This window comes from Hydrogenophaga sp. (assembly GCF_025699295.1).
Lineage (GTDB): Bacteria > Pseudomonadota > Gammaproteobacteria > Burkholderiales > Burkholderiaceae_C > Hydrogenophaga.
In genome coordinates, this window is the sequence record NZ_JAILWB010000002.1 from 286,348 (window position 1) to 300,395 (window position 14,048).

Consider the following 14,048-nt stretch of genomic DNA (forward strand, 5'->3'; position numbering starts at 1 on the left):
CCCCATGAAGCTCTACGACTACGAGCTGTCTGGCAACTGCTACAAGGCCAGGCTGCTACTGAACTTCCTCAACATCCCTTGCGAGCGCGTCTCCGTGGATTTCTATCCCGGCAAGGAGCACAAGTCCACGCGCTTCCTTGAAGAGGTCAACCCGCTGGGCCAGATCCCCGTGCTTGAAGACAACGGGTTCCTGCTGCGGGATGCGCAGGCCATCCTCACCTACATCGCCTCGCGCTTCGACATCGAGCAGAAATGGTATCCCGATGACGCCAGGCTGCGCGGCGAGGTCCAGATCTGGCTGGGTGTGGCCGGGGACATCACGCGCACGGCCTCGGCGGCGCGCCTGCACGATGCCTTGGGCTACCCCTTCGATGTCGACGTGTGCCGCGCCGAAGCCCGTGGCGTGTTCCGCATGCTCGATGACCACCTCGCCTCCCGTCAGATGCTGGGTAGCCAGTGGCTGGTGGGCTCTCACGCCACCATCGCCGACATCGCTTGTTTCCCCTACGTGGCCCTGTCCACCGAGGGCGGCATCCCGCTGGACGAGTTCCCGGCCATCCGCCAGTGGCTTTGGGCCTTCCGCTCTCAGAAGGGCTTCATCGGCATGGCCGGAATCATGCCCATCGAGATCCCCTGCTGACGCCCACCCGCCTTTCCACTTTCCCGCCCCACTGGACGTAGACATGAAACCGTTGATTGAAGACCGGAGCTTTCTGAAGCACTTCTGGCACCCCGTCTGCACGCGCGCAGAACTTGAAGAGGCCCATCCATCCGGTCGAGGCCCTCATGCCGTGACCTTGCTTGGACGCAAGCTGGTGGTGGCGAACCTGGGTGGCCGCATCGTCGCGATGGACGACCGCTGTGCGCACCGTTTTGCCGCGCTGTCCAAAGGCACGGTGGTGGGCGACACCCTGCGCTGCAACTACCACGGCTGGAAGTACGACACCGAGGGCAAGGTGGTGAACATCCCCGCGTGCCCAGAGCAGCCCATCCCTAAGAAGGCCTGCGCGACATCGTACGACTGCGAGGTCAAGTACGACCTGGTCTGGGTGCGGCTGGACAGCTCATGGGACTGTACCGACATCCCCTATTTCAGCGAGTGGGATGCACCGGGCATGCGCAACCTCGTCGTGCCCTCGTACACCTGGAACACGGCCGCGGAGCGCCGCTGGGAGAATTTCACAGACCTGTCCCACTTTGCCTTCGTGCATCCTGGCACGCTGTACGACCCAGCCTATGACCGTCCGCCCATCCCTGCAGTCGACCGCGTGGAGGGCGAGATGCGGTTCGCCATCGAGCCCCCGCCCGAGATGCTGGAGAACCTGCCTGAGAACTGCCCGATGGGCTCCTTCACCTACCGGTGCTCGATGCCTTTCTCGATCAACCTGAAGATCCAGCTCTACCGCGACGCGACGGCGTTCACGCTGTGGACGACGAGCTGTCCCATTGACGACACGCACTGCCGCAACTTCCTCATCATCAGCCGGGCGCAGAAGGACGACGACCCCGACCACGCACACGCCGCGTTCCAGAAGCTGGTGCTGCAGGAAGACCAACCCATCATCGAATCGCAGTGGCCCGCCGAGATCTCGATGGACGAGGTGTCCATCGTGACCGACAAGGTCTCGAACCAGTACCGCAAATGGCTTCGCGAGCTCTCCATGGCCGCGCTCGAGGGTAAGGACGCCTTCGCGGCTGTCTTGCGCACCCAGGTCATTGACGAGCGTCGATGACGCCCGCATCCCATCATCCTTGCTTGAGGCCTCTTGTTCATGAAGTTCCCGTTCTCTCTCGGCTGCAACGGTCGGGGCGTGGTCCACATCGAAGGGACCCCTATCTCGGTGGACGAGCAGTTCCGGCTGCTCAAGTCCGCTGGCGTCTACGACCACTTCGACCGCATGCCGCAGCCTGGCGAAGAGCGTGAGTACCTGGATGCCGCCAACCGGCATGGCATCCCCATCCGCACCGGCCTGTGGTGGTACACGGCCGGCCAGGACGAAGCGCTGCTGGAGAAGAACCTGCGCATCAGCAAGGAAGGTGGCGCCGAGTTCCACGACATCATGCTGCACATCCGGCATGCGCGGGGCACCGTTCTCACCGACGATGACATCGTCGCCTTCTATGAACTGGCACACGAGCTTGGCGAGCGCATCGGCATCGAGGTGGGCCTGGAGAACCACATCTACATGTGGTCGGAAGACCCCCGGCGTATCACGCCGATCGCCCGCAAGGTCCAAGCGCGGGGCCTGCCGTTCAAGTACGTGCTCGACCACAGCCACGTGCTGATCAAGGTGGACAACGTGGAGGAACAGGACATCATCGGCATCCGCGCGGACGTCGAGAACGGCAGCCTGCTGATCGACCCCTATGAGTCCGGCAACGTGCTGGACGAATGGATCGGCATGAACATGGTGCACTGGCTCCAAGTGCGGCCAGTGTCGCCGAACGGCCCCAAGAACCGCTGGGCCATTAAGAACAACAACAGCTATGACGGTGGCGCGTACGGCCGCCCTTGCCAGTACCCCTTCGTCAAGCCCAAGGCGGGTGAGTGGCATTCGCAGTGGCATGCCTATCGGGTCGAGCCCTGCAAAGAGGTGGTCCGCAAGGCGTTTCGCCACCACATCACCACGCCCGACAGCCCCCTGCGCTACATCACCACCGACATGATCGACATGGCGGACTACGGCGAGAACGCCAGGTACTCGCTCTTCGAGCAGAACGTCGCCATCGCAAGCTGGCTGAGGTCGACGTGGGACGACATGGTGGCCGAAGCCACGTTGAAGACCGGGCCGTGACGCCTCTGATGTCCCTTTGACGCCCCTTTGAAATTCGAAAGAAGCTTGATATGAAAACAAAAGCCGCTGTGGCGTGGTCCGCCAATGCCCCCCTCACCATCGAGACGGTCGACCTGGACGGCCCCAGGTTCGGCGAGGTCCTGGTCGAGGTCAAGGCCACGGGCATCTGCCACACCGACTACTACACCCTGTCCGGCGCCGATCCCGAAGGCATCTTCCCGGCCATCCTCGGGCATGAAGGTGCCGGCATCGTGGTGGACGTGGGCCCGGGCGTGACCTCGCTGAAGAAGGGCGATCACGTCATCCCTCTTTACACGCCCGAATGCCGCCACTGCAAGTTCTGCCTGTCCCAGAAGACCAACCTCTGCCAGCAGATCCGCAGTACCCAGGGCAAGGGCCTGATGCCTGACGGCACCAGCCGCTTCAGCCTAGATGGCAAGCCCATCTTCCATTACATGGGCACGAGCACCTTCGCCAACCACATCGTCGCGCCCGAAATTTCGCTGGCCAAGATCCGGAAGGACGCACCGTTCGACAAGGTCTGCTACATCGGCTGCGGCGTCACCACGGGCATTGGCGCCGTGCTGTTCACGGCTAAGGTCGAGGCCGGTGCCAACGTCGTCGTGTTCGGCCTGGGCGGCATTGGCCTGAACGTGATCCAGGGCGCGAAGATGGTCGGGGCCGACAAGATCATCGGCGTCGACGTCAACCCTGCACGACAGGCCATGGCTCGCCAGTTCGGCATGACGCACTTCCTGAACCCGAACGACCACGAGAACATCGTGGACACCATCGTGCAACTGACGGACGGCGGCGCCGACTACAGCTTCGAGTGCATTGGCAACACCAAGGTGATGCGCCAGGCGCTGGAATGCACTCACAAGGGCTGGGGCCGCAGCATCATCATCGGCGTGGCAGAAGCCGGCGCCGAGATCAGCACCCGCCCCTTCCAGCTGGTCACGGGCCGCAAGTGGGAAGGGTCCGCCTTCGGCGGCGCGCGTGGTCGCACCGATGTGCCCAAGATTGTCGACTGGTACATGGACGGCAAGATCGACATCGACAGCCTCATCACCCACACCATGCCACTTGAGGACATCAACAAGGGCTTTGACCTGATGAAGCGCGGCGAGTCCATCCGCGGCGTTGTCGTCTACTAAGTGGCGGATGGATCGGATGACCCTGGCCACCCTTCACGTAACGGCAGAACACACCTGCTACGGTGGAGTTCAGCGCTTTTATCGTCACGACTCGGCAGAAATCGGTCTACCGATGAACTTCTCGGTGTTCCTGCCACCGAAGGCAGTGCTGGAGCCCGTTCCTGCCCTGTTCTATCTGGCCGGGCTCACCTGCACCGAAGAGACCTTCATGGTCAAGGCCGGCGCACAACGTCTTGCAGCCTCGCTGGGCCTTGCGCTCATCGCGCCGGACACCAGCCCGCGCGGCGCCAACTTGCCTAGCGAGCGCGAGGCCTGGGACTTCGGCGTCGGGGCCGGCTTCTATCTGGATGCCCCTGGTCGAGCCACTGGCGCATGGAGAGCTACCTGCTCAAGGAACTGCTTCCACTCGTGGAGGCAATGCTGCCGATAGACGGTCGCCGCATCGGCATCCTAGGCCACTCCATGGGCGGCCATGGGGCACTGACCCTGGCTCTGCGCCATCCTGGACGGTTTCGCTCCGTCTCGGCCTTCGCCCCGATCTGTGCGCCGAGCCGGTCCCCCTGGGGCGAGAAGGCCTTTGGCAAGTACTTGGGCCCCGACCGCGCGGAGTGGCTGCGCCATGACGCGACGGCGTTGATGGGCGAGCAAGTCAAGGCGCCTTACCCGAACGGTATCCTGCTCGACCAGGGTCTGGCAGACAAGTTTCTTGAAGAACAACTGAGGCTTGCCCTGTTCGAATCTGCATGCCACGCCGTCAACCAGCCTATCACCGTGCGCCGGCACCATGGCTACGACCACGGCTACTACTTCATCCAGTCGTTCATCGCCGACCATCTGGAGTTCCACGCCGACCGCTTGGGGAAAGGGCGAAGACACCCTCCCTTGAGCTTCTAGCGCGCCAAAGGCAGAAGGAGCGACGGCGAGGGGCCACACCCTCGCCGTTGGCCTTTCAGGCGCTCTCGATGCTCAATCGAAATTCACAACGGACGGCTGCACCCCTTCTGGCAATGTGGTTGACGTGACCCTGGCGATGTTGTTCTCGGGATCGCAGAAAACGAGCTGCCAATGGCCGTAGTAGGTCGCGAAAGGCCCCTTCACGATGCGCCCCCCTAGCTCCGGAACCAGGCGGAAGACGTCGTTGACGAACTCGGGGCGATTGACGACCAAGGTGAACATCGTCGAGATGGGGAAGTCCGCCTGCTCGGACTGCTTGCGATCTGCCAGCGAGAGCAGGTCGTACGCCTTCCAGCCATTGAAGGCCAGCTGGATTCCCGCACCTGCCAGCACACGGTATATCGGGGAGGACGCTTCCTTGACCTCGTCCCAGCCCAGGATGGACTGATAGAAGCTGAACTGCCGGTCCACATCGCGGCAGAGAACATTGAACATGGGCTGAGCGGAATGCCGCAACATGGTGTATTTCCTTCTGCCTCAAACTGCAGCTTGGGTGGTCACGGTGCCGTAAGTCTTGGCATACATGTCAGCGATGTGCTCACCGACCGTGCGCTCACTGTGAGGAAGCGTGATATCGCCCTCGAAATGAGCCAAAGGCTTGATCTTGTAGTGGTAGCTCGGGTCAAAGAACGTGGCCACGGAGTACCGGTGCCGATTTGGTGCTGTGTTCAGCACACGATGCATGTTCGAGTTGTAGAGCCCTTTGGTCAGGACCGGCACCATATCGCCCAGGTTGATGACAAACGTCCCGGGAATATGCGGCGCGCGAACCCAATCACCGCTCGCGTTACGCACCTCCAGGCCGCCCACATCGTCCTGAAGCAGCATCGTCAACATGCCCCAGTCCGTGTGCGCACCGGCTCCAATCTGGTTGCCTTGACCGACACCATTTTGCGGCGGGTAATGCAGAAGACGGGTGGTGAGCATTGGGTGCTCCAGCCCCTCAGCGAAGTGGTCTTCTGGGAGCTCCAGCGACAGGGCCAGTACCCCCAGAAGATGCTTACCCAGCGCAGTCATCGCCTGAATGTAGTCCTCGGTTTGCGCGCGCATCTCACCGTACGAGGCTGGCCACTGATTGAGACTGTTGAACTCACCGTTCGTCGTGTACGCCTGCTTTCCGTCGACGCCGGCCATGAAGCCTTCTTTGAGATCGGGCTGAGAACCGTCGTCCAGTGTCTGACTCGACATCGGCTCATAACCACGCATCGAGGGCGAATGGGCAACGTCCAGCTTGAGTTTCTCGGCCTGGGGCAGGTCAAAGAACCTTCTGGCGCACTCCAACTGCTTGTCCAAAAGGTCCTGTGGCACCCCATGGTTGGAGACATAGAAAAAGCCGGTCTCTCGGCAGGCCTTGTGCACCTCCCACGCGACGACCTTCTTGGCATCGGTGTCGCGGGAAAAGCTGCCAGTCAGGTCAATGACCGGGATTGCCTTGGCAGCAGAGGCTGGGGTGTAAATAACCATTTTTCAAGCTCTGGAAGTTGATGAAGCCAAGCACTGTGCTGTTGAAAACAAATCTGGCTCGACACGTACATCAATCTATCCATCACCGATGGAAATGGAAGGTATCTGGCTGGAACAATCCGTTCGCGTTCTGAGACGAAGCCTCTTCGAGAGATCTGAATCCCACCAGCCTTCTCGGAGGTTGAAGCCAAAGAATTGGCTGTTAAGGGCAGGGGTCCCCGTCCGACGTGAACAACAACAATCCCTAGTTCCGCGCCCATCGCCTACAAGTTCTAGCACCTGCCCTCAATTGCGAATCACTCATTCGTGAAGTCACAGTGACTTGAACTGCTATCTGGCAGCTACTGGGTGCTCGTCGGTGCATCGACACATGGTAAGTCGTGGCTAGTTCGCTCAGTGGTACTCGGACAGCGCACCGGCACCCGTCACAAATGCTAATTTCAACCCCAGATCCCAGGCGGGGCAGGAAGAGGGCGAGTTGATTAGGCATCCATCGGTGTCTACAACAAGCCGTAAAGACGCGCAATGCGGACGGCAGTTCTTCGATCCGGTGCGCCGAGCTTGGCGTTGACCCGCTGAAACCGGCAGTCGATAGTTTTGGCTTCCAGACCCATGGCCGTGCCGATGAACTTGCTGCTGTGGCCAGCGGCCTCGTGGCGCAGAAGGTCCAGATCGGCGTCCGTCAGGCGCACGCCTTGAAGAAGTTCCTCTCGCATCGATTTGGCGATCCAGTGATGGAGTTCCATGGCGAGCGCCCGTGCCAGTACCCGTATCCTGGGATAGCGGGAACCATCAAATCTCCCAGGATCTGCTGACCCCAGGCACAGGACGCCGACCCGTGAAAGACCGACCGGGCTGGGTGCCGGCGCGATCAGGGCGGACGCGAAGCCATTCGCAGCCGCCGCTTGAACGAATGCTTCTTCTTCGTTGGAGGCGCAAACCAGCGCGCAGGATCGGGTGGGCTCTGCATCGGTCGATGCGTACCGCAACCAGGAATCGTGCTCGAACCAGCGGTGTGATGCGTAGTCCGCCGCCCACGACGGATCGCAGGACCACAGGGACCGAAGTGAGGATCGGGTCGCATCGTCCCGGAGGCAGCTGACGAAGTAGCCAGCATCTGCGCCAAGGCCTGCCACGGATTCTCTGAACAAAGACATCACCTCACCGGTGGAAGTCACCTCGGAGATCCGAGGAAGCAGCTCCAGGAGGCGCACGTCGGCCACGGCAGCGCTCAGTGGCCCGGCCAAAAAACCGGCGTCAGCGTTCGTCTGTGAATGCCGCATGACCAGAGCGCACCAGCTTGCCGAACAGCAGACCATCTTCAAACCGCATGGGCTCCACGTCGCACCAATGGTCGAAGCTCTTCTGGTCAAAGAACACCATGGTCTGCACAAGCCGTATACCCTTCATTTGCCCTTGTGTGCGCTCCATCAGCAGGCCATAGGTGGTGGCGCGAAGCAGGAAGGAGGCGGAGCCATCACAGCTGGAAAGCAGCGTATCCCCAGCCGCGACCGGTGCATGGGGACGATTGATCGCCCACGAGGCCACGTCCGCGCGTTTGGCGAACAGTGCCGAACGCTTGGCACCCAGGGGGCGGGCGGGCGCGTCAATCGGGTCGATGCGGCGTTTCACGGAGCGGCCGGTCAACCCCGAAGGTGCTGGCGGCGACATCACGGGAAGTGGACGGTTGTTCATCCTCACTCCTGCAGGTCTGGTTGACCAACAGGTCGCGCAGTGCTGATACCGGGCGACCCTCGCATCAAGCCTAAACGGACTGGATGGAGGGAAGGGTAGTCAAGCGCATTGCGCGGTGTCAAAGGAAATCGGGCCAGGGCGAGCATTTCTGCAGCCGGTTCAGCGCAGCTAAACGGCGAAAGCCCGGTGCGCGAGCCGTGTCAAGCTGTGGCCGCTGCGCGGTTTTTGCTCAGGGCCTCCAACAGGGCAAATGCATCGTCGGCCCGGTCAACCGGTATGAACAGATGGTCGTGGTGGAAGGCGGCGACCGCATTGCACGGGATGCCTGCCCTGGCCAGCGCTGTGGAGATCGTGGCCAGAAACCCGATGGCCTCCAGCGACGAATGCACTGTCAACGTGATGAGCTTGGCCTCGAAGATGAAGGGTACCTTGGCACGCACGGCTTGGGCGCGCTCCACGATGGCGGTCAGGCCTTCCGACTCACGGAAGGTGCAGATCGGAGAGAGGTCATCGGGAAGTCGATAGTCCTGAAAGGTGCAGTAGACGTAGGTCTCCGGCCGAAGGTCAGGTGCCATCATCTGCTGCAGCCGAACGTGGTCTGTTTCTCCACTCATCAGATCTTCTCCTGCATAGGGCAACGAGGTGGGTCTTTCGTCCTTGATTATGGGTGGCGGGCGCAGGTCCGGCGCGTGCAGAAGTGCGCATCCGAGCCCCTGGCAGGGCCGGTTTAGCTGAATTGACACGGAGCCAAAGTTCCTAAACCGCGGCGTTCCCGTGGGATGTCCTGCTACCGTCTGGCGCAGCCCGGAACAGACCCCGCCATCCACTGCTTTGCCGCCGGGCACCCACGGCAGAGCACAGTGAGAAGGAGTGTCCACATGGCACCGACTTCCGAAGTTCTCGCGGACATGGCCGATCTTCGCCAGCAACTGAGACAGCAGGGCAGCCCCTACAGCGAGTTGTTCAAGCTTCACCCGGCACGCGTGTTGATCGATATTGCGTTCGACTGGGCGCTCATCTTCGGCGCCGTTGCAGCCGTGGTGTGGCTGGATGCGTTTCTCGCACCTTTGGCAGTGCTGGTGTTGGCCAACCGGCAAAGGGCACTGGGGAACATCCTTCACGACGCAGGTCACCGGAACATCTGGCGGGAGAAAGCCAAGAACGATTTGATCGCAAGGGTGCTGGTGGCGCCACTGCTGTTCGCCAGCCTCTCCCGATACCGGGAGACGCACTTTCAACACCACCTGGAACTGGGCCGTGCACAAGGCGACCCTGACTTGATTCCGGGGCAGGACCATCTGCCCTCGTCCTGGATCTTCAGCTATTCGCGATGCCTGCTTTCCCGAGCAGTCTGGCTGGGCTCACTGGGAGGCCACCTGTTTGACCGAGAGGTCGGCGGGCGGAGCAAGGCCTTCATACTTGGCTGGTGGGTGTGCTTTTGCGGCTTGTTGATCTGGTTGATCGGCGGTGAATTCACATTGGCCTTTGTGTCCCTCTGGCTGATCGCGCGTGCGACGCTGTTTCATTGCATCACCACTTTCCGTGAGATGTGCGATCACTTCGGGCTTCTTCCTGGTGGGGTGTTTGGTTTCACCCGCGACATGGTCTGTCACGGACCTTGGCGTTGGATCATTCATCCCCGCAACAACGGCTACCACCTCACCCACCATCTGCTGCCAGCCGTGCCGTACTACCGGCTTCCCAAGGCTCATGCATTGCTTCGTCAACTCCCGATGTTTGAGGAGCGATCACATGTCTGCAGCGCCTATTTCCGTCGAGGAAATGCGGTGACTACCGAGTGGCAGAGCAGGGCGGTGGCATGATGGAACGCGTTTTGAGCAGTGTCCAGATCGCGGCCTTGTTGGTGTCGGCCAGCTACGGCATTGGATTTCTGTTCGGCTCTGGCGAACTGGCGCTGACACACGGAATGGCCGGCAGCATCTACGGTATGGCGACTGGCGTGGGCATGCTGGCGTTGGCGGTGGCCGCCAAACCGCTGTGGCAGTCCGGCTTGTCGGTATGGGACTTGTTCGGTCGCGCTTACGGATCGAGCCTGCGTGGCTTGGTGGCCGTGCTCTCGCTCGTGTGGATGGCGGGTGTGCTCGCGGCGCAAATTCATGGGGGCGTGGCCGTCGCTCGCTTGCTGGGCATCCCTGATCCGTATGGTCTGCTCATGGTGCTCGGGCTGGTCTACGCCGCAGCGCACATGAGCCTCCACATGGCCTCGCGCGTGTTTGCCGGATGTCTGCTGTTGAGCGCGGTGGTCTTGGTGTACACACTCGTCGCCGCTGACGGTGTGCCCCTTTATTGGCAGGCGGTGCCAAGATTTGTGGAGGACTTGGACACCTACACAGCCTCCCAGGTGAGCACCATGTCAGTTGCCGTCGGTCTCTTGGTGGTCACCGGGGCGGATTACCACCAGTTCGTGCTCTCAGGTCGAACCGCTCGAAGCGCGGTGATCGGATGTGTCTTGGCGGGATTGGCGCTCATCCTCATCGGCTTTTTGCCCGCAGCGGTTGTGGTGGCGATGCAGTCATCCGGAGCGCTGACGAACATGCCCGACGGAAAGCAAGTCATTCCTTGGGTGCTGTCCCGCAAAGCGGGCGACCTCATGGGCGTTTTGGGGCCGGGAATGTTGGTGGCGCTGTCCCTGGCCGCTCTGGGCTCGGGCGCCGCGATTTTGCGAGCGATGGCTTCTGCCATCCGCACGATTCTGCCCAGCACAAGGCGGCCAGGTTTCGCTTCGGCTGCAGGGCTGATGTTGGGGGCAATGCTTACCTCGCGAGATCAGGGCATCGTACAAACCATGGTGTCGGTCAACATCATCTATCTGGCCAGCATCGGTGTTTGCTTCGTCGCGCTGTTGGCGAACATCCGACTGCCCGCTCGACAGGCCAGAGCAACCTTGGTCGCTGGATTCGTCGTGTCAGGTGGTGTTTATGTCGCCGGTTGGTGGGGACTGGTGCCGCAGCAGGCCGATAGCACCTCTTTACTGGCGGGACTCGCTACGTCATTCGGTGTTGCAGTCGGCTTTCGCTGTGTTGCCAGCCATCGCGGTGCTGGTGTGACGAAGTCCTGCCATTGATTCGCTCGGTTCGGCAAGCACCAATACCGATTCGTCAGCCACTGGCGAGACCAACTCACGATGAGCCACCTTCACGATCAAGGCCGTCACGTCGTGGGCCAAGGGCGGTTCCAGTTCCCAGTGGTGCCAATAGAGATCCACCATGACCGTATGCTGGGGACACAGATCAACCAGTTGTCCGCTTTCCACCAGCGGCCTGGCCTGACTGCTCGGGACCAGGCCATAGCCAGCGCCCATGGCCACGCCTTCCAGCAAGGCGACCGGCGATGGCAAAAAGTGCTTGGTGTACCGGTCAATCGAAAACCCGAACCGGCTTTTCAGGAAATCGTCGTGCAGGGAGTCTTTGCGGTTGAAGAGAACGGCTGGTGCGGCCAGAACCGCTGGGACCGTCAAACCGTCCGGGAAAGCGCGAGAGGCAAATTCGGGCGTGGCATAACAGCGGTACTCCATAGCGCCCAAACGTTCGGCGATAAACCCATCGGCCGCTTTGGGAGCGGTTGAGATGCACCCGATGACTTCACCGCGACACAGCAACTGCGAGGTGTGGTCCTGATCGTCTGCAACCACCTCCAGCGCGACCAGGTGGCTCAGCAGGAGCTCCTTCAGCACAGCCGGGAACCAGGTGGCCAATGAGTCCGCATTCACCGCAATGGACAGCGGAATGGGGGCATGCAGCTTGGGTTGGGGCGTCAGCTCCTGCAAAGCCGATCCCTCCATGACCCTCAGTGCCTTCACGTACCGCAGCAGAACCTCTCCTGCTGACGTCGGTGAAATGGGGCGGTCCCGGAGCACCAGAACCGTGGACAACGATTCCTCCAGGGCCTTGATGCGCTGTGACACAGCGCCCCTGGTGATGCTCAAAGCAGTCGCCGCTTTTTCAAAGCTTTGCTGCTCGATCACCACCGCAAAAGTCTCCAACTGTTCACGATCCAGCATGGGTACCTCCCAATGTCTGTCTGTCGCTGTTGCCAACCTTCGCCATTTAGGGGGGCGGACGAAAAATGTGTCGATGGTTTTCAGGTGTCAATCGCTTCTGAGTGGTAACGAGTGGTGTTTTGTTTTGGCTTCTCCAAGGGGAAGACGGGTCGTGCGCGTCAACAAAAATTACATACGGTTGCCGTGCGGTATGAATCAACGGAGGGAAAGTGGCACCCTGCTAAGAGCTGAACAAGGAGACCCACAATGTGGCTGTTGGTCGCTCGGGAACCAGGGCGGGATGCCCCCCAATGGGTCGGAAGGAAGAGTCTTGCCATGTTGGACGCGGTCGCTTGGCCGTTGCTTGCCGTTCTGATGGTTTTCCAGTCGCGCGTGCCGCTTGGTGTTGTCGGCCCGTTGTTGGCGGTAGCTGCTTTAGCCCTGTCAGTTGCCCGGCTTCGCCGAGCCATCTGTCTGAACCACCGCTACCGCTTCACCACATGGCGATGGGGCGGGATGGTTCTCGGTCTGATGCTGCTTGGGGCTACTCTCAAGATCTTTACTTGAGGGGTTCGACAGTCGCGGCACTGTGATCCCGAAACGAGCAGGGTCGTGAAGCCACTCGACCGTGTTGCGCCATATCTTGCGGCGCCACGGTCTGGGCTGGGCCCAGGGAAACGCGTAGCGGGTTCGAAATACTCCTGCGGCATCTTGCCCCAGCACAATCATGAGCATGTCCGTGCGTTTGGCGTCCGAGTCGTGGATGACCAGGTCGCCAGGCTGCCACTGTGTGGTGTTCGGATCGTGAATCAGGCCCATGGCACACCCCACTAAGCGCTGTACTCAGTGAGTCACAATGGGCCGAGTCTTGCTCCAAGACTCAATGTCAGCGCTCCGCCATGCCACGGCGCGCGGAGCGAGCCGCACTGGGTTCGGGAACTCATGGCTCGCCATCAAGCGATAGATCGTTGATCGACCAAGGCCGGTTATCTTCATAACAGTGCGCATGCGTAGGAGGGCGTCCGCTGGTCGGACACTATTGTCTTGGGGGGGATTGATGCGGGGGTGCTGCACGACGCGTCTCTCGTTAATAGCAACACCCTCACTGTGAGACCAAAGAGCATCAGTCACACTGCTGGATTCACGTTCAAATCGTGCATCGGGCCCACGATCAGCGGTAATCGTGGCCTCAAGGCCCTTGTTGCGAGGGTGGCAGGGGCACGTCAGCATGCGTCCATATGCAAGACAGTGGACATACCCCTGAGTGGTGCGGCCCGAAGGTTGAGCGCACCCTTCGCAACGGCAAGCACATCTATTTCTCAACCTTCAAGGCTTGGCTGGTCGAACAGGCCAGCAGACCGGGCGCATCGGTCGCGGGTCTGGCGCTGCGCAACGGCGTCAATGCCAATCTGCTGCGTCACTGGATGAAGCTGGGTCATTGGCAATCGGGCACCCCGACGCTGTTACCCGTGACTGTTCTCGCACAGCAGCCCTGTGCCGATGTGGTGGCGACCACCCTTGCCCAACCGTCCACGGGGACGGTGGAGATCGAACTGTGTGGCGCCGTCATCCGCCTGAGTGGTCAGGTCGATGCCGCGCAACTGACGACGGTACTGGCCGCGCTGCGCGCATGATCGGCCTGCCAGCGAACACGAGGGTGTGGATCGTGGCCGGACACACCGACATGCGCAAGGGCTTCGACGGCCTGGCCGCGATGGTGCAGACCGCGCTGAGCGAGAACCCGTTCAGTGGCCACGTCTTCGTCTTCCGCGGCCGGCGCGGCGACATCCTCAAGGTGCTGTGGTTCGATGGTCAGGGCTTGCTGTTGCTCAGCAAGCGACTCGAACGCGGGCACTTCGTCTGGCCCCAAGCCTCGGGCGCTGGCGTATCGCTGACACCGGCACAGCTGTCGATGCTGCTTGAAGGCATCGATTGGCGCATGCCAGCGCGCACGCATCGTCCGGAGCTGGCCGCGTAAAGCTG

Annotated in this window: 16 protein-coding genes and 1 pseudogene; 10 read left to right on the forward strand and 7 right to left on the reverse strand. The window is 61.3% G+C overall.

Going from position 1 to position 14,048, the window contains the following annotated elements; genetic code table 11:
- The first annotated feature begins 4 nt into the window (after positions 1–4).
- From K5880_RS02955 to fghA, 5 genes and pseudogenes are all read left to right on the forward strand, one after another.
- Positions 5–640 carry a glutathione S-transferase family protein gene (locus K5880_RS02955; RefSeq protein WP_079365870.1) on the forward strand — a complete coding sequence of 212 codons (636 nt, stop codon included), beginning with the start codon at positions 5–7 and terminating at the stop codon, positions 638–640.
- A 43-nt stretch (positions 641–683) separates the two neighbouring features.
- Positions 684–1,733 (forward strand): aromatic ring-hydroxylating dioxygenase subunit alpha, encoded by a 1,050-nt coding sequence (locus tag K5880_RS02960; RefSeq protein ID WP_079365869.1) that lies wholly within the window; start codon positions 684–686, stop codon positions 1,731–1,733.
- Between the two features lie 39 nt (positions 1,734–1,772).
- The gene (locus K5880_RS02965; protein WP_079365908.1) at positions 1,773–2,795 is read left to right on the forward strand and encodes a xylose isomerase; all 1,023 of its coding nucleotides are present in this window, start codon (positions 1,773–1,775) and stop codon (positions 2,793–2,795) included.
- Positions 2,796–2,845: 50 nt separating this feature from the next.
- Positions 2,846–3,952, forward strand: coding sequence for an S-(hydroxymethyl)glutathione dehydrogenase/class III alcohol dehydrogenase (locus K5880_RS02970; protein ID WP_079365868.1), 1,107 nt, complete (start codon positions 2,846–2,848; stop codon positions 3,950–3,952).
- A 16-nt stretch (positions 3,953–3,968) separates the two neighbouring features.
- Positions 3,969–4,846, forward strand: a pseudogene (gene fghA / locus K5880_RS02975) (S-formylglutathione hydrolase).
- Positions 4,847–4,918: 72 nt separating this feature from the next.
- Here fghA and K5880_RS02980 read toward each other — a convergent pair.
- The 5 genes from K5880_RS02980 to K5880_RS03000 all read right to left on the reverse strand — a co-directional run bounded on the left by K5880_RS02980 (position 4,919) and on the right by K5880_RS03000 (position 8,679).
- A complete protein-coding gene (locus tag K5880_RS02980) occupies positions 4,919–5,365 on the reverse strand; it encodes a VOC family protein (RefSeq protein ID WP_079365867.1) in 447 nt (148 codons plus the stop codon).
- Between the two features lie 18 nt (positions 5,366–5,383).
- Positions 5,384–6,370, reverse strand: a complete 987-nt coding sequence (locus K5880_RS02985) for a 2-oxoglutarate and iron-dependent oxygenase domain-containing protein (RefSeq protein WP_079365866.1) — start codon at positions 6,368–6,370, stop codon at positions 5,384–5,386.
- A 500-nt stretch (positions 6,371–6,870) separates the two neighbouring features.
- Positions 6,871–7,593: an autoinducer binding domain-containing protein gene (locus K5880_RS02990; protein WP_079365865.1), complete on the reverse strand. Its 723-nt coding sequence runs from the start codon at positions 7,591–7,593 to the stop codon at positions 6,871–6,873.
- Between the two features lie 34 nt (positions 7,594–7,627).
- Positions 7,628–8,065 carry a hypothetical protein gene (locus K5880_RS02995; RefSeq protein WP_079365864.1) on the reverse strand — a complete coding sequence of 146 codons (438 nt, stop codon included), beginning with the start codon at positions 8,063–8,065 and terminating at the stop codon, positions 7,628–7,630.
- Between the two features lie 200 nt (positions 8,066–8,265).
- Positions 8,266–8,679, reverse strand: a complete 414-nt coding sequence (locus tag K5880_RS03000; RefSeq protein ID WP_079365863.1) for an ACT domain-containing protein — start codon at positions 8,677–8,679, stop codon at positions 8,266–8,268.
- A 264-nt stretch (positions 8,680–8,943) separates the two neighbouring features.
- On the opposite strand from K5880_RS03000, the gene K5880_RS03005 reads away from it, so the two are divergent.
- Together K5880_RS03005 and K5880_RS03010 are read left to right on the forward strand one after the other, a co-directional pair.
- The gene (locus tag K5880_RS03005; protein WP_079365862.1) at positions 8,944–9,888 is read left to right on the forward strand and encodes a fatty acid desaturase family protein; all 945 of its coding nucleotides are present in this window, start codon (positions 8,944–8,946) and stop codon (positions 9,886–9,888) included.
- The gene (locus K5880_RS03010) at positions 9,885–11,150 is read left to right on the forward strand and encodes a hypothetical protein (protein ID WP_143434273.1); all 1,266 of its coding nucleotides are present in this window, start codon (positions 9,885–9,887) and stop codon (positions 11,148–11,150) included. The genes K5880_RS03005 and K5880_RS03010 overlap by 4 nt, the downstream gene beginning before the upstream one ends.
- Here the strand turns inward: K5880_RS03010 and K5880_RS03015 are convergent.
- On the reverse strand, positions 11,076–12,086 hold the full coding sequence (locus K5880_RS03015; protein WP_079365861.1) for an HTH-type transcriptional regulator ArgP: 1,011 nt from the start codon (positions 12,084–12,086) through the stop codon (positions 11,076–11,078). The two genes, K5880_RS03010 and K5880_RS03015, sit on opposite strands and share 75 nt — an antisense overlap.
- A 315-nt stretch (positions 12,087–12,401) precedes the next feature.
- Between K5880_RS03015 and K5880_RS03020 the strand changes: the two genes are divergently transcribed.
- The gene (locus tag K5880_RS03020) at positions 12,402–12,632 is read left to right on the forward strand and encodes a hypothetical protein (protein ID WP_256861473.1); all 231 of its coding nucleotides are present in this window, start codon (positions 12,402–12,404) and stop codon (positions 12,630–12,632) included.
- Between the two features lie 276 nt (positions 12,633–12,908).
- Here the strand turns inward: K5880_RS03020 and K5880_RS03025 are convergent, their stop codons facing one another.
- Positions 12,909–13,073 (reverse strand): AlpA family phage regulatory protein, encoded by a 165-nt coding sequence (locus K5880_RS03025; protein WP_079365859.1) that lies wholly within the window; start codon positions 13,071–13,073, stop codon positions 12,909–12,911.
- Between the two features lie 230 nt (positions 13,074–13,303).
- Here K5880_RS03025 and K5880_RS03030 point away from each other — a divergent pair, with 230 nt between their 5' ends.
- Entirely contained in the window at positions 13,304–13,699 is a 396-nt protein-coding gene (locus tag K5880_RS03030) for a transposase (protein WP_256861472.1), read from the forward strand.
- Between the two features lie 32 nt (positions 13,700–13,731).
- Complete coding sequence (tnpB, locus tag K5880_RS03035) at positions 13,732–14,043, forward strand: IS66 family insertion sequence element accessory protein TnpB (protein ID WP_366882409.1); 312 nt, start codon at positions 13,732–13,734, stop codon at positions 14,041–14,043.
- The last annotated feature ends 5 nt before the right edge of the window (positions 14,044–14,048 follow it).